Below are 15,270 nucleotides of genomic sequence, written 5' to 3' on the forward strand. Positions count from 1 at the left end.
GGCGTCAGGCGGGTTGCTGGCTCCAGGCGATGCCGTCGAGGATGTCGTGTTCGGAGGCGACCACCGAGGACATCCCGGCCCGCTCCATGATCACCTTGAGCACCAGCGCACCCGCCCCGATCACGTCCGCCCGGCCCGGGTGCATCACCGGGATCGCCAGCCGCTGCGCGGCGGTCTTCGCCAGCAGGTCGGCGGTCACCCCGACCACCCGCTCGTACGACACCCGGGCGTGGTGGATGCGCTCCGGGTCGTACTCCTGGAGGTCCTGGGCGATGGCGACGACGGTGGTGACCGACCCGGCGAGGCCGACCAGCGTGGCGGCTTCGCGACCCGGGACGGCGGCGAGCGCCAGGTCCACTGCGGCGGCGATGTCGGCCTGCGCGGCGGCGACCTCGTCGACTGTCGGCGGGTCGCCGTGCAGGTGCCGCTCGGTCATCCGGACGCAGCCGATGTCGACCGAGATCGCCGACTGCACCCCACCCTCGCGGGTGCCCACCACGAACTCGGTCGAACCACCGCCGATGTCGACCACCAGGTACGGCGGCTCCGCGTCGGCGGGCAGCCCCCGGACCGCGCCGGTGAACGACAGCCGGGCCTCCTCGTCGCCGCTGACCACCTCGGGCGCGACCCCGAGGGTCTGGGTGACCATGGCCCGGAAGTCGGCCGCGTTGCTGGCGTCGCGGGACGCCGAGGTGGCGCACATCCGGACCCGGTCGACGCCCAGCTTGTCGATCTCCGCGGCGTACCCGGCCAGCGCCACCCGGGTCCGCTCGATCGCCTCCGGGGCCAACCGGCCGGTGCGGTCGACGCCCTGCCCGAGCCGGACGATCTCCATCCGACGGGCCAGGTCGACCAGCGGGGCCTGCGGCCCGGCCGACGGGTCGGGCAGGTCGGCAACCAGCAGGCGGATGGAGTTGGTCCCGCAGTCGATGGCGGCCACACGCGTCGTCACGGCAGCAACCCTACGGCAGCCGCCGACCACGCGCGGCAGCGCCGACCGGGCACGCACCGCGCCCGACCACGCGCGGCAGCGCCGACCGGGCACGCACCGCGCCCGACCACGCACGGCAGCGCCGACCAGGCACGCGTAGCGCCCGACCAGCCCCGGGGGCACCGACCGCGCGCAACCGCCGGCCGGCAACGGCCGGCATCGAACGGCAGCGGTCACCGACGCCGGGAGAGTCGTCGCAGTAGCAGCCACGGTGCCCAGGCCAGCACGGCGAGCAGCACCAGCAGCGCCACCAGCGGCGCGCGCCACCACGGGTCCACGGTCGCCGGTGGCGGGTCGGCGGGCGCGGAGACCCATGGGCGGGCGGTCTTCGACCAGGCCAGGAAGGCGTCACCGATCGGGAGCAGGCCGAAGGCGTACCGGCGGGTGTGCGGGGTGTCCAGCGGGAAGCCGACCAGTTCGCCGTAGTTGGCCAGCGCCCCGGCCAGCGCGTCGTCGCCCTGCACCTGGGCCGCCCCGAGGGTCACCACGGTGGCCGAGAAGCTCACCCCGAGCGGCAGCGGACCGGAGTCGACGTCACCCGGGCCGTCCAGGCCGCGCGGGTACTCCCGCACGGCCGGGCCGAGCCCCAGCGGGGACACCACGAACCCGGTGCGGAAGCGCAGGTACTGGTCGCGGGCGAAGGTCGGGTCGATCTCCGGCAGGAACCGCTGGATGACACTCTGCGAGGTGCCCCGGGCCACCTCGGCCGGCGCACCGCTGCCCGGGTCGACCCGGTGCGGCAGCAGGCTGGTACGCGGGTCGAGCCGCTGGCGTACGCCGTCCAGCCAGCGTGCCGTGGTCCGCTCGAACCGGGGCGGCAGCAGGTGGTCGTGCAGCCGCAGCGAGGCCACCGCCACCGTCGAGTCGACCGGCCACGCCTGCCCCGGGTAGGCGGCGAGGTACGGCGTGGCCGAGGCGTCGAACGCGGCGGCCAGCGTCGCCGACGTCTCGGCGAACCGGCGTACCTCGGCCGGGTCCCGCCCCGACGTCGGTTGCAGGGCGAGCTCCCCGCCGCGCAGCCAGTTCGTCCAGCCGGCGTGGAAGACGCCGTACGCCGGGGTCAGGTCGGGGCTGAACGGGGCCGTGCCGGCCGGGGACTCCAGCCGGGCCAGCGCCCACCGGGCCTCCCGCAGCGCCTCGTCGCGCTCCTGCGGTGGTTGCCGCAGGCCGGTCTCCACCCGGGCCAGCCCGTACAGCGCGTGGGCGAAGAACCAGCCCTCCGGGAACATCGCCTGGGCGTCCTCACCGGCACCGTCGTCCAGTTCGGCGCGCAGGTAGTCGAGTTGCCGGTCCACCCCGGGCGGCTGGCGGTCGACGCCACCGGTCGCCGGGGCGATCAGCCGGGCCACGCCCACCAGCGCGAACAGGGTCACCAGGGCGGCGGGCACCGCAACCAACCGACGCAGGATCGTCACCGGCCCAGGGTGCCGGGCCGGGTCAAGACCGGGCCGGGTCTCTGCGCGCCGCCGGGCAGCAGCACCGGGCCCGGGCCCGCCCGACGGTTAGAGGCGCAGCAGCATCCGGGTGTTGCCCAGGGTGTTCGGCTTGACCCGTTCCAGGTCGAGGAACTCGGCGACACCCTCGTCGTAGGAGCGCAGCAGTTGCTCGTAGACGGGCTGGGGCACCGGTGCGCCGTCGATCTCGGTGAACCCGAACGCGCCGAAGAACGCCGTCTCGAAGGTGAGCACGAAGATCCGGGCGATGCCCAGTTCCCGGGCGGCGTCGATCAGCTCGGTGACGATCCGGTGGCCGAGCCGCCGCCCCCGGCAGGCCGGGTCGACGGCCACGGTGCGGATCTCGGCGAGGTCCTCCCACATCACGTGCAGCGCGCCGCAGCCGACCACCCGCCCGTCGGCGGTCACCGCGACCCGGAACTCCTGCACGTCCTCGTAGAGGGTGACGGTGGCCTTGCTGAGCAGCCGCCGGTCGTCGGTGTAGGTGTCGACCAGCCGGCGGATGCCGCGTACGTCGCCGGTGCGGGCCCGGCGTACCACGATCTCGTCGGTCATCTCACTGCGCCGTCGGCACGTCCACGCACGGCCCGGCCGCCCACCACTTCTCCACCAGGGCGAGCGTCTCGTCGCCGAACGGGTTGACGCCGGGCCCGGCGCCGAGCGCGTGGCCCACGTGCACGTGCAGGCACTTCACCCGGCCGGGCATCCCCCCGGCGGAGATGCCGGCGATCTCCGGCACCTCGCCGATCGCGGCCCGGCGGGCCAGGTAGTCCTCGTGCGCGGCCCGGTACCGGACGGCCAGTTCCGGGTCGTCGGCGAGCCGCTCGGCCATCTCCTTCATCAGCCCGGCCGACTCCAGCCGGCTGCACGCCGCCGTCGCCCGGGGGCAGGTCAGGTAGAACAGCGTCGGGAAGGGGGTGCCGTCGGCCAGCCGGGGCGTCGTCTGCACCACGTCGGGCAGGCCGCACGGGCAGCGGTGGGCCACCGCCCGGGTGCCCCGGGGCGGGCGACCGAGCTGCGCGGCCACCGCGGCCAGGTCGGCCTCGGTGGCCGGCTGGTGCTCCGGCGGGGGTACGGAGTCCGCCGCCGGCTCCTGCGGTGGTACGACAGTCACGGTGCCCATCTCTCGTTCGGTACGCGGGTGCTGCTCACTGGTCGGCGGCTTCGCCGTTCGCCGCCCGGACGCTCGACCACAGGGTGTCGTACCAGGGGACGGGGGCCTTGGGCGGGGCTGGCGGCCGACCGCCGTTGGCGTCACGGGCCGCTCCGTCCGCGTCGTTGAGCACGATCACCGGCGTCTCGCCCGGGGCCACCATGTAGAACCGTTCCCGCGCCTTGATCTTGATGTATTCGGGGTCCTGCCACTTCGCCGCCTGGGCGGACAGCTCGGCGATCTCCTCGCGTTGGGCGGCCTGGCTGGCCTCCATCCGCTCGATGTCGACCTGCTGGTCGAGGTAGACCCGGACCGGGTAGGTGTAGGCCAGGGCGAGCGCGAGCAGCACCGCGAACAGGACGGTGGCCCGCCCGGTGAACCGTCGGGGGTGGGGTGCGGTGAGCCGGCGGATGGTGCCGCCGGCCGCCGTGCGGCGGGCCGCCGCCGGGCGGTTGGCCGACCGGACACCGTCGACACCGCGCGAGCGGGCCGCGGTGGTCCGCGTCTCGGCACGGACCCCGCCGTCGCGCACCGGCGTGCGGGCGCCCCGGGCCCCGCCCGGCCGACCGGTCGGCCGGCGGGCCGGGCGCTGGCCACCCGGTGTGCGGCGCTGCTGCATCGTCACACCCCTCCCCCCGAGGTTCGCCCGGGTCAGGCCGAACGGTAACGCGGGAACGCGCCGACGCCGGCGTACCGCGCCGCGTCGCCCAACTCCTCCTCGATCCGCAGGAGCTGGTTGTACTTGGCGACCCGGTCGGACCGGGCCGGGGCACCGGTCTTGATCTGGCCGCAGCCGGTGGCCACGGCCAGGTCGGCGATGGTGGTGTCCTCGGTCTCGCCGGAGCGGTGGCTCATCATGCACGTGAAGCCGGCCCGGTGGGCCAGGTCGACGGCGTCCAGCGTCTCGGTCAGCGAGCCGATCTGGTTGACCTTGACGAGCACCGCGTTGGCGGCCTTCTCGGTGATGCCCCGGGCGATGCGCTGCGGGTTGGTGACGAACAGGTCGTCGCCGACGATCTGGATCCGGTCGCCGACGGCGGCGGTCAGGGTGGCCCAGCCGCTCCAGTCGTCCTCGGCCAGCGGGTCCTCGATGGAGACGATCGGGTAGTCGCCGATGAGCTTGGTGTAGTAGTTGCTCATCTCCTCGGCGCTCTTGGCCGCGCTCTCGAACGTGTAGGTGCCGTTGTCGAAGAACTCGGTGGCGGCCACGTCGAGGGCGAAGACGATGTCGGTGCCCAGCCGGTAGCCGGCCTTCTCGACCGCCTCGGCGATCAGGTCCAGCGCGGCGGCGTTGCTGGGCAGGTTGGGGGCGAAGCCGCCCTCGTCACCCAGGCCGGTGGAGAGCTCCTTCTTCTTGAGCACCGACTTCAGCGCGTGGTAGACCTCGGCCCCGGAGCGCAGCGCCTCCCGGAAGCTGGGTGCCCCGATCGGCGCGATCATGAATTCCTGCACGTCGACGTTCGAGTCGGCGTGCGCCCCACCGTTGAGGATGTTCATCATCGGCACCGGCAGCAGGTGGGCGTTGGGGCCGCCCAGGTAGCGGAACAGGCTCAGCTCGGCGCTGCCGGCCGCGGCCTTGGCCACCGCCAGCGAGACCCCGAGGATCGCGTTCGCGCCCAGCTCGCCCTTGTTGTCGGAGCCGTCGAGGTCGAGCATCTTCTGGTCGATCAGCCGCTGCTCGCTGGCCTCGTAGCCGATGAGCTGGTCGACGATCTTGTCCTCGATGTTGGCGACCGCGTTCTCGACGCCCTTGCCCAGGTAGCGGCCCTTGTCACCGTCGCGCAGTTCGACCGCTTCGAAGGCGCCGGTGGAGGCGCCGGAGGGTACGGCGGCGCGGGCGATCGTGCCGTCGTCCAGCCCTACCTCGACCTCGACCGTGGGGTTGCCCCGCGAGTCGAGAATCTCCCGGGCGACGATTCCCTCGATGGTTGCCACTGAGTCGCTCCTCGTTCGTGTGTGCGAATCCGGTTCGGGCCGCGACGGTGCGGCTGAGGCAGGTGTGTTGAACGCAGCGTATCGGGCGGCGTCCGGCCGCACGGCGTCCGGGGACACGTAGCCCACCCCTAATCGGTACGCCGGGACGGACATTCCCGGATTCTCACCCCTGAACCGGCAACCGGTTTGCGCCGGGTGGACCCGATCGACCACGCTGGTCGCCATGCCCGCCGTCTCGACCACCCTCCGCGTGCTCGCCGTGTCGGTCATCGCGTCGCTCACCGTCACCGGCTGTCAGACCCTCGACGACGCCGGGCGCACCCTCGGCCGCGCCGATCTGATCAACGATCTCGCCACCCGGCTCGACGAGTCGCTGGTGCGGACCTGGACCGCCGAGTACCGGCTCGCCGGTGGCCGGGACTTCACCATCGCCCAGACGAAGGAGCCGGCCCGGTCCGCGTACACCTGGACGGCCGGCAAGATCACCGTCTCCGAGCAGGCCATCACCAGGTGCGCGACCACCGCCGGGCGGACCACCTGCACGGTCGAGCCGCCGGTGCTGATGTCCGGCAAGGCCGCCGTGCCGCTGTTCACCGAGGCCCGCAAGGCCGGGCTGGTCACCCCGCCGGCGGTGATCGGCCTGCTCACCGAGGCCGCCCTCGACCCGGCGGCCCAGGTCAAGCAGACCGACACCACGATCACCGGGCACCACGCCACCTGTGTCGAGGTCCGCCGGGCCGCCGGGAACTTCGACACCTGCGTCACCAGCGAGGGTGTGCTCGGCAGCTTCACCGGGGTCCTCGACGGCCAACCCGTCGAGTTGACCCTGGACCGTTACACCGACTCGGTGACACCGACAGCGTTCGACCTGCCCGCCGGCGCCGGGGTGACCGACCGCCGGCCGGCGACGTCGTGACCGTCCCTCCACCCGCAGACCCCACCCCCGCCGCCGACCCGTCGCCCGCGCCCGGCGACCTGGGCCTGCTGGTGGCCGGCCACCGGCTCCTCACCACCCCCGACGGGGGCCTGCCCCGGGTCGGCGAGCTGCCGGCCGGGACCGGCTGGGTGCCGGTGGGCACGCTGGACGGGGTGCCGGCCTGGGCGGCGGCGGCACCGGACGAGGCGACCCGACCGGCCGGGCGCTGGCGCAGTTGGCGGGCGCTCGCCGCCGAGCTGCCCGAACCGCTCGCCACGCTCGCCGGGCGGGCGGTGGCCGTGGTCACCTTCCGGCGTACCCACCGCTGGTGCGGGGCCTGCCGGGCGGAACTGGCCGACCTGCCCGGCGGGACGGCCCGGCGCTGCCCCGCCTGCGACCTGTACGTGCCGCTGCGGCTCTCCCCGGCGGTGCTGGCCGCGATCACCCGTCCGGGGCCGGTCGGCGGCCCCACCGAGCTGCTGCTGGTGCGGCACGCGTCCGGCCCGACCGGGCTGTGGGCGCTGGTCGCCGGCTTCGTCGAGGCCGGCGAGTCGTTGGAGACGGCGGTCCGCCGCGAGGTCACCGAGGAGGTGGGGCTGGCCCTGGGCAGCGTCGACTACTTCGGCAGCCAGCCCTGGGCGATCTCCGGGCCGGGGGTGTTGCTCGCCGGCTTCTTCGCCACCGCCGCCGACCCCACCGCCGAGCCGGAGGTGGACGGGCGGGAGCTGGTGCGGGCCCGCTGGTTCCCGGTGGACGCACTGCCGGCCGAGCTGCCACCGGCGTACTCGATCTCCCGCTGGCTCATCGACGCGGTCGTGGCCCGGGGCTGAACCCGGGCCGGCTCAGACGCCGAGCAGGGTACGCAGGTGGCGTGGCGGCGGGCAGTCGTGGGCCAGCATCGCGTCGTGCCACCGGCGCAGCGGCACCCCGGCGGGGCGGGCGGCGGCGATGTCGGCCAGCTCGCTGTAGCCGACGAAGTACGTGGAGAGCTGGGTCGAGGTGAGCAGCGCCCGCCGCCACTTGCCGGCCGCCTCACCCTCCTCCTGGAAGCCGCGTTCGGTCATCAACGCCAACGCGTCCGCCTCGGTCATCCCGTCACAGTGGACCAGCTGGTCGAGCAGCGCGTTGATGGTCATCCGCAGCTGCATCTTGAGCTGCTGGAGGCGGACCGGCAGGCCACCGAAGCCGAGGCCGGCCATCAGCTCCTCGGTGTAGACCGCCCAGCCCTCGATGAACACCCCCGACTCGGTCAGCGCCCGGACCCGGGTGGGGCCGGCGTACCGGCGGGCGTGGGCGAGCTGGAGGAAGTGCCCCGGCATCGCCTCGTGCACGGTCAGGTTGCGGATCATGTGGTCGTTGTACTCCCGGTAGAACGAGTCGACCCGGTGTGCGGGCCAGTCCGCCGGGGTGGGCGCGATGCAGTAGAAGGTGGGCAGGTCGGCCGGCTCCAGCGGGCCGGGCGAGTCGCAGTAGGCCACCGCGACGCCCCGGGCGAACTCCGGCATCTCCTGGATCACGCACGGGTCGTCGACCAGGCTGACCAGGTCGTGCGCCCGGACGAAGTCGACGGCCTCGTCGAGGGTGACCGAGGCGAGGTCCACGATGGAGTGGTCGTCGGGGTGCTCGGCGGCGAGCAGGTCCAGCGCCCGGCGTACCGTCTCGTCGTCGGACGGGCCACCGACCAGCTCGACGGCGGCGGTGCGGATCTCGGCGGTGACCCGGTCCAGGTTGGCCCAGGCGCGGCGCTGCACCTCGGCCGCGCCCAGCTCGGTGTCGAGGGTGTGCCAGAGCCGGGCCTCCCAGCGGCGGCGGCCCAGCCGGGGGTCGCGGCCCGGCCCGGCGTCGGCGGCCAGCCCGGCGCGCAGCCAGCCGACGAACTCGTCGAGCGCGGCGATCGCCGCCGACGCCGCCGGCTGCACCGTGCCGGCCAGCGCGGGGGCCTGGGCGAGCAGCAGCGGCACCTCGTCGCGGATCAGCGCGGCGCTGCCGGCGAACTGCCCGACCGCCGTCTCGGCGTGCACCCGGGGCATGTCCCGCAGCGTCGCCCGTGCGGTCGCCAACGCGTCGGGTACGGCGGTCAGCCGCCCCACCAGGTGCGCCAGCCGCTGCTCCACCGGCGCGTACGGGCGGGCGAGCAGGGCGTGCAGCAGCGGGCCGGGGTTGTGCACCAACGGGTCCCACTCGAAGGCCCGGATCTCGCTGCGCTCGAACAGTTCCCGGTCGACCAGGGCGGCGAGCAGCGCGTGGTCGACCTGTTCCTCGACGTCGAGCGAGTCCGCGTCGACCTCGGCGAGCGCGTCGGCGGCCTCGCGCAGCATCGCCTGGTCGGCGGCGACCGCCGGGGCGGACAGGTCGGGCAGCCGGTCGTCATAGCGGTGGTCACCGGCCGACGTGGCGAACCCGGGTCGGCTCTCCAGCACGGCCTCGACGATCCGCTCCGCCAGCGGCACGAATTCACCCATCCCCCGACCCTACCCACCCCACCGGCCCCCACCGGCCGCGCGCCGGCCGCGCGCCGACCCCGTCGATCAAGAGGTTCGCGTCACCGCAGCGTGCGGGGATGACGCATACCTCTTGATCAACTCGACGGAGTGGGGGGTTCGGTGGTGCGGAGGGTGTGGGTGTGCGCCAGGGTGGTGCGGCGCAGGGCGGCCTCGGGGTCCAGGCCGGCGTGGCGGGCCTCGGCGACCAGGGCCAGCAGGGTGGCGCCGAGGCGGGACTCCGGGTCGGGCTGGGTGTCGGGGGACGGCGGCGGCACGGTCAGCCCGGCCCGGCCGGCGCGGTCCAGCACCTTGGCCGCCAGGGCCAGGGCGGGCTGGCTCAGGGCGATGCCGTCGAGCACCGACGCGCGGGCCTTCTCGGCCTGCTTGATCCGCTCCCAGTTCGCCTCGATCTCGGCCAGCGAACCCGCCTGCGCACCGGAGAAGACGTGCGGGTTACGGCGGACCATCTTGTCGACCAGGGTGCCGGCCACGTCGTCAACGCTCCACCGCTCGTCCTCGGGCAGGTTCTCCGCGAGGCGGGCGTGCAGCAGCACCTGGAGCAGCACGTCGCCCAACTCCTCGCGCAGCGCGTCGGTGTCGCCGTCGCTGATCGCGTCGTACGCCTCGTAGCACTCCTCGATCAGGAAGCCGGCGAGGCTGCGGTGGGTCTGCGCCCGCTTCCACGGGTCGCCGCCCGGCGAGGCGAGCCGGTCCATCACCTCGACCGCGTCGAGCAGCCGGGCCCCCGGCGGGTCCCACGAGCCGTACATCAGCTCCAGCTCGGCCAGCCCCGGCTGGCGGGCCAGCCGCAGGCCCACCTCCCGGGCCAGGGACTCGTCGCCGGTCGGGCCGGCCAGCCAGACCGCCGTACCGTGCGCCGCCGCCGCGTCGAGCAGCGCGTCGCCGGCCCCGGCGGAGACGACGGTGACCGGGACGCCCGCCGCGCGTACCGCCGTGACCTGGGCGCTCTCCGCGCCGGTCAGCACCGGCGCGGCGCGCAGCGTGTCCCAGGCGGCGGCGGTCAGCAGACCGGCCGGCAACCGGGGTGAGGTGACCAGCAGGACGATCCGGTCGGACATGCTCAGGAGGCCGCCGGCCCCTGCTCCGGGGTCGGGCTGGCGACCGGCTCGGGGGTCGACACGTCGGTCACCGGGCCACTCGCGTCGATGTACGGCAGCGCGTAGAAGACCAGCTCCTGGCCCTTGTTGACCCAGGCGGGGACGCCGAGCGGCCGGTAGCGGGGGTTGACCTCGACGTCGACCTTGTCGGCCTGCTCGCCCAGCGCGGCGCTCAACGCCGAGGAGCTGCGGACGAAACCGCCGTCGCCGAAGAGCTGCCGCACCTGCGCCACCGGCAGCCCCTTGTCGATGCCGCCGGTCTTCTCGATCGCGTGGTAGACCGCCATCACCGACTCGTCGCTCAGGTCGGCCGGCGGCAACTGCTGGCTGAGCACCACGAACAGGTCGGCCCACTCACCCCACAGCTTCGCGAACTCCGCCTGCGGCGGCATCTGGAGCTGCTGGGCCAGCTGGTCCGGGGTGATCTGGTCGGGGACCTGGAGGTTCTTCTCGGCCGCGACCCGCTTGCCCAGGTCGATGCTGACCAGCAGGTTCACCACGTCCTGCCGGGTCAGCCCGGCCCGCAACTGCTCCGGGCCGGGAGTCTGGCCGGACTGGGCCGCGCTCTGCCGCACCGCCTCGGCGTACCTCGTCTGCGCGTCGTCGTAGATCGCGTCGACCCGGGCCACCGAGTAGCGACTGTCGCCGATGTATGCGGCCACATCAGGAGATGCCTTGCCGCAGGCGGTGAGGGAGAGGACACCCAGGGCCGCGACGCTGGCGGCGGCGATGAGACGGCGTGCACGCATGACGGTCACTCTCTCATGCCTCCCTGTGTACGGTGACGCCGCCCACCGTGCGCCACGGCCCGCCCGACGCCCCGCACCGGGCGGGCGACGGACCGCTCATCCCCGCGCCCCCGCCAGCGCGGCCGGTTCACCGAGGACGTCGGAGAGGAGTTGGGCGCACCAGTCGAGCAGCGCCTGGTCGCGCAGCGGCTCGCCGCCGACCCGGCGGGTGCTCGGCCGGGGCACGCTGACCTGGTCGGTGGCCTGCTTGTAGACCGAGTCCGGGTGGTAGCGCTTGAGCCGCAACTGCTTGGAATCGGGCAACGGCAGCGGGCCGAACCGCAGGTGCTTGCCCTGCATGCTCACGTCGGTCAGGCCGTACCGGCGGGCCAGCAGCCGGAACCGGGCCACCGCGACCAGGTTCTGCACCGGGGCGGGCGGCTCGCCGTACCGGTCGGTCATCTCGGCCACCACCTCGCGCAGCCGGGCGTCGTCGCGTGCCTCGGCGAGCTTGCGGTACATCTCCAGCCGCAGCCGCTCCACCCCGACGTAGTCGTGCGGCAGGTGGGCGTCGATCGGGAGGTCGATCTTGACGTCCGTCTCCTCCTCGGCGCTCTCCCCCTTGAACGCCGACACCGCCTCGCCGACCATCCGGACGTACAGGTCGAACCCGACGCCCTCGATGTGCCCGGACTGTTCGCCGCCGAGCAGGTTGCCGGCGCCCCGGATCTCCAGGTCCTTCATCGCCACGTACATGCCCGCGCCCAGCTCGGTGTGCTGGGCGATGGTGGCCAGCCGCTCGTGCGCATGCTCGGTGAGCGGCTTCTCCGGCGGATAGAGGAAGTACGCGTACGCCCGCTCCCGGCCCCGGCCGACCCGACCCCGGATCTGGTGCAGCTGGGCCAGGCCGAGCAGGTCGGCCCGCTCCACGATCAGGGTGTTGGCGTTCGGGATGTCGATGCCGGACTCGACGATTGTGGTGCAGACCAGGACGTCGAACTCCTTCTCCCAGAAGCCGACCATCACCTTCTCCAGGGCCTCCTCGCCCATCTGCCCGTGCGCCACCGCCACCCGCGCCTCGGGCACCAGCTCGCGCAGCTTCCGGGCGGTCCGGTCGATCGACTCCACCCGGTTGTGCAGGTAGAAGACCTGCCCGTCGCGGAGCAACTCCCGGTGGATCGACGCGGCCACCTGCCGGTCGTCGTACGCCCCGACGAAGGTCAACACCGGGTGCCGCTCCTCCGGCGGGGTGGCGATGGTCGACATCTCCCGGATGCCGGTGATCGCCATCTCCAGCGTCCTCGGGATCGGGGTGGCCGACATGCTCAGCACGTCGACCGAGGCGCGCAGCGTCTTGAGGTGCTCCTTGTGCTCGACGCCGAACCGCTGCTCCTCGTCGATGACCACCATGCCGAGGGACCTGAACCGGGTCGCCGCCTGGAGCAGCCGGTGGGTGCCGATGACGATGTCGACCGTGCCGTCGGCGACCATCTCCAGCGTCCGCTCACTCTCCTTGGCGGTCTGGAACCGGGACAGCTGCCGGATGGTCACCGGGAACTGGTTCATCCGCTCGGCGAACGTGTTGTAGTGCTGCTGCACCAGCAGCGTCGTCGGCACCAGCACCGCCACCTGCTTGCCGTCCTGCACCGCCTTGAACGCCGCCCGGACGGCGATCTCGGTCTTGCCGTACCCGACGTCGCCGCAGATCAGCCGGTCCATCGGGACGGTCTGCTCCATGTCCCGCTTGACCTCCTCGATGGCGGCCAGCTGGTCGGGCGTCTCCTGCCACGGGAAGGCGTCCTCCAGCTCCCGCTGCCACGGGGAGTCCGGGGCGAACGCGTGCCCCTTGGACGCCTTGCGGGCGGCGTAGAGCTGGATGAGCTGGGCGGCGATCTCCTTGACCGCCTTGCGGGCGCGGGCCTTGGACTTCTGCCAGTCCGAGCCGCCCATCTTGTGCAGGGTGGGCTGTTCGCCGCCGACGTAGCGGGAGAGCTGGTCGAGCTGGTCGGTGGGGACGAAGAGCCGGTCGCCGGGCTGGCCGCGCTTGCTGGCCGCGTACTCGATGACCAGGTATTCCCGGGACGCGCCGTTGACGGTGCGTTGCACCAGCTCGACGTACCGGCCGATGCCGTGCTGCTCGTGCACGACGAAGTCGCCGGCCTTCAGCTCCAGCGGGTCGATGGTGTTGCGTCGCCGGCTCGGCATCTTGCGCATGTCCCGGGTGGTGGCGCCCCGGCCGCCGGTGACGTCGTTGCCGGTGAGCAGCACGAACTTCGACGCCTCGTCGACGAAGCCGGCGGTCAGGCGGCCGCAGGAGACCAGCACCTCGCCGGGGGCGGGCGCGGCCGGCACCTGCTCGGTGAGCCGGGCGCCCAGGCCGGCGTCGCGGAGCACCTCGACGGCCCGTTGGGCGGGACCGTGCCCCTCGAAGACCAGCGCCACCGACCAGCCCTCACCGGTCCAGCGCTTGAGGTCGTCAACCACCCGGTCGGTCTCACCGTGGTAGAGCGGGGCCGGCTGGGCGGCCAGGCTCACCGCGATCGCGTCGTCGGGGGTCACGTCCGCCTGGGCCGGTGCGTCCTCCCAGGGCTGCCGGACCGGTGCGGCGGCGTCCGCCTCGACCAGTCCGAACGGGGCGAGGGTCCACCAGGGCTGGCGCAGGGCGCGGGCGGCGGCGCGTACCTCGGCCAGGGACTTGAAGGCGGCGGCGCCGAGGTCGACCGGGGCCTGGCCACCGACGGCGGCCGCGGCCCAGCTCGCCTGGAGGAACTCCTCCGAGGTACGCACCAGGTCGTGCGCCCGGGTGCGGATCCGCTCCGGGTCGCACAGCAGCACGTGGGTGCCGGCCGGCATGGTGTCCACCAGCAGTTCCAGGCTCTCGCTGCCGAGCAGCGCCGGCACCAGCGACTCCATCCCCTCGACCGGGATGCCCTCGGCCAGCTTGTCGAGGATCTCGACCAGCTCCGGGTGCTCCCCGGCGAGCGCGGCGGCCCGCCGACGCACCGCCGGGGTCAGCAGCAGCTCCCGGCACGGCGGGGCCCAGAGCTGCGGTACGCCTTCGATGGTGCGCTGGTCGGCGACGGCGAAGGTGCGGATCTCCTCCACCTCGTCGCCCCAGAACTCGACCCGGGACGGGTGCTCGTCGGTGGGCGGGAAGACGTCCAGGATGCCGCCGCGTACCGCGAACTCGCCGCGCTTGGTGACCAGGTCGACCCGGGCGTACGCCAGGTCGGTGAGCCGGCGGGCGACCTCCTCCAGGTCGGCCTCCTCACCGGTGGAAAGCTGCACCGGCTCCAGGTCACCGAGGCCCCTGAGCTGCGGTTGCAGCAGCGAGCGCACCGGTGCCACCACCACCCGCAGCGGGCCGGCGTCGGCGTTGCCGTCGGCGCGGGCGGTGTGCGGGCCCGGCGCGTCCGGGTGGGCGAGGCGGCGCAGCACGGCCAGCCGCCGGCCGACGGTGTCGGAGCGGGGCGAGAGCCGCTCGTGCGGCAGCGTCTCCCAGGACGGGAAGACCGCCACCTGCCCGGCGGGGAGCAGGCTGCCCAGCGCGGCGGCCAGGTCGTCGGCCTCCCGGCTGGTGGCGGTCACGGCGAGCACCGGCCGGCCGGCCCCACCGGCGGCCGGGTCGGCGGCGACGGCGGCCACGGCGAACGGGCGCAGCGCGGTCGGGGCGGTCAGGTCCAGCCCGTCGACCTGGGCGGCACCGGAGCGCGCCAGGTCACGCGCCCGGGTAAGCCCGGGGTCGGCCAGGGCGGCGGAGAAGAGTCCGGTGAGCATCAGTGATCACTTCCAGGGAGTCGACGCGCACGACTGCTGCCCCTCGTCCGGCCGGACGGGGGGTGCACGTCGACCAGCCTATCCCCGCCCACCGCCCTATCCCCGCCCACCCGAGGAGCCCCTCACCCCACCCAAGATCATCTTGATGTCGCGGATGTAGCGGCATCCCCGCTCGCAGACACCACTACATCCATGACATTGCGACGCCCCACCCCCGAGGTGTTCAGGCGGCGCGGGTCAGGCGCGGGTCGAGCTGGCTGATCAGATGGTGGGACAGGCGGGCCAGGCGGCGGGACTGGGCGAGGCCGATCGGCCAGCGGTCGACCTCCTCGCCGGCCGAGCACTCCAACAGCAGCCCGGACGGCGGGGTCGGGCCGATATCCATGCACCACAGGCCGAGCCGGACCTGGATCACCTCGTAGCCGTGTACGGCCGCGTCGAGGAGTCGGGACAGGTGCAGGTCGTTCGGGCCGGCGCAGTCCGGACCACGCAGGCACCACGGCGGATGGCCGGAGCCCGACGGTCGGACGGGACTCACCAGGTGCGGGGAATTCGGTAGGTTGCCCATGGGCCAGGGTCCTTTCCTGGTCAAGGCCCGGGGAGCGGAGTGCCAGCTCCGCCCCGGGCCGCCCTGTTTCGACGGGCGGTCCTGCCACGGCCACCCGGTACCGACGCGGCGGACCTGCCACGGTCGCCACCCTCAACCTATGACTAC

At 73.8% G+C, this 15,270-nt stretch carries 13 protein-coding genes; 2 read left to right on the plus strand and 11 right to left on the minus strand.

Annotated features, from left to right (window positions below):
* Positions 1 to 4: 4 nt before the first annotated feature.
* The 6 genes from ACWCHM_RS23155 to eno all read right to left on the minus strand — a co-directional run bounded on the left by ACWCHM_RS23155 (position 5) and on the right by eno (position 5,533).
* Complete coding sequence (locus tag ACWCHM_RS23155) at positions 5 to 940, minus strand: Ppx/GppA phosphatase family protein (protein WP_454223154.1); 936 nt, start codon at positions 938 to 940, stop codon at positions 5 to 7.
* 224 nt (positions 941 to 1,164) lie between these two features.
* Positions 1,165 to 2,406, minus strand: coding sequence for a hypothetical protein (locus ACWCHM_RS23160; protein ID WP_454219790.1), 1,242 nt, complete (start codon positions 2,404 to 2,406; stop codon positions 1,165 to 1,167).
* Between the two features lie 87 nt (positions 2,407 to 2,493).
* Positions 2,494 to 3,000 carry an amino-acid N-acetyltransferase gene (locus ACWCHM_RS23165; RefSeq protein WP_204956474.1) on the minus strand — a complete coding sequence of 169 codons (507 nt, stop codon included), beginning with the start codon at positions 2,998 to 3,000 and terminating at the stop codon, positions 2,494 to 2,496.
* A 1-nt stretch (position 3,001) separates the two neighbouring features.
* Complete coding sequence (locus tag ACWCHM_RS23170; protein WP_454219792.1) at positions 3,002 to 3,559, minus strand: DUF501 domain-containing protein; 558 nt, start codon at positions 3,557 to 3,559, stop codon at positions 3,002 to 3,004.
* Positions 3,560 to 3,593: 34 nt separating this feature from the next.
* Positions 3,594 to 4,217, minus strand: a complete 624-nt coding sequence (locus ACWCHM_RS23175; protein ID WP_454219794.1) for a septum formation initiator family protein — start codon at positions 4,215 to 4,217, stop codon at positions 3,594 to 3,596.
* Between the two features lie 32 nt (positions 4,218 to 4,249).
* Complete coding sequence (gene eno, locus ACWCHM_RS23180; RefSeq protein WP_454219796.1) at positions 4,250 to 5,533, minus strand: phosphopyruvate hydratase; 1,284 nt, start codon at positions 5,531 to 5,533, stop codon at positions 4,250 to 4,252.
* Positions 5,534 to 5,756: 223 nt separating this feature from the next.
* Between eno and ACWCHM_RS23185 the strand changes: the two genes are divergently transcribed.
* Both ACWCHM_RS23185 and nudC read left to right on the plus strand, forming a co-directional pair.
* Complete coding sequence (locus tag ACWCHM_RS23185) at positions 5,757 to 6,449, plus strand: hypothetical protein (protein ID WP_204956471.1); 693 nt, start codon at positions 5,757 to 5,759, stop codon at positions 6,447 to 6,449.
* Positions 6,446 to 7,279, plus strand: coding sequence for an NAD(+) diphosphatase (nudC, locus tag ACWCHM_RS23190; protein ID WP_454219798.1), 834 nt, complete (start codon positions 6,446 to 6,448; stop codon positions 7,277 to 7,279). The genes ACWCHM_RS23185 and nudC overlap by 4 nt, the downstream gene beginning before the upstream one ends.
* A gap of 12 nt (positions 7,280 to 7,291) precedes the next feature.
* Here the strand turns inward: nudC and ACWCHM_RS23195 are convergent, their stop codons facing one another.
* The 5 genes from ACWCHM_RS23195 to ACWCHM_RS23215 all read right to left on the minus strand — a co-directional run bounded on the left by ACWCHM_RS23195 (position 7,292) and on the right by ACWCHM_RS23215 (position 15,123).
* Positions 7,292 to 8,911 (minus strand): DUF885 domain-containing protein, encoded by a 1,620-nt coding sequence (locus tag ACWCHM_RS23195; protein WP_454219800.1) that lies wholly within the window; start codon positions 8,909 to 8,911, stop codon positions 7,292 to 7,294.
* Between the two features lie 116 nt (positions 8,912 to 9,027).
* Entirely contained in the window at positions 9,028 to 10,011 is a 984-nt protein-coding gene (locus tag ACWCHM_RS23200; protein ID WP_454219801.1) for a nucleoside triphosphate pyrophosphohydrolase, read from the minus strand.
* Between the two features lie 2 nt (positions 10,012 to 10,013).
* The gene (locus ACWCHM_RS23205) at positions 10,014 to 10,799 is read right to left on the minus strand and encodes a hypothetical protein (protein WP_454219803.1); all 786 of its coding nucleotides are present in this window, start codon (positions 10,797 to 10,799) and stop codon (positions 10,014 to 10,016) included.
* Positions 10,800 to 10,895: 96 nt separating this feature from the next.
* Positions 10,896 to 14,555, minus strand: coding sequence for a transcription-repair coupling factor (gene mfd / locus ACWCHM_RS23210; RefSeq protein ID WP_454219804.1), 3,660 nt, complete (start codon positions 14,553 to 14,555; stop codon positions 10,896 to 10,898).
* 223 nt (positions 14,556 to 14,778) lie between these two features.
* Complete coding sequence (locus ACWCHM_RS23215; RefSeq protein ID WP_454219805.1) at positions 14,779 to 15,123, minus strand: hypothetical protein; 345 nt, start codon at positions 15,121 to 15,123, stop codon at positions 14,779 to 14,781.
* Positions 15,124 to 15,270 lie beyond the last annotated feature (147 nt).

Source organism: Micromonospora sp. SCSIO 07396, assembly GCF_053667945.1.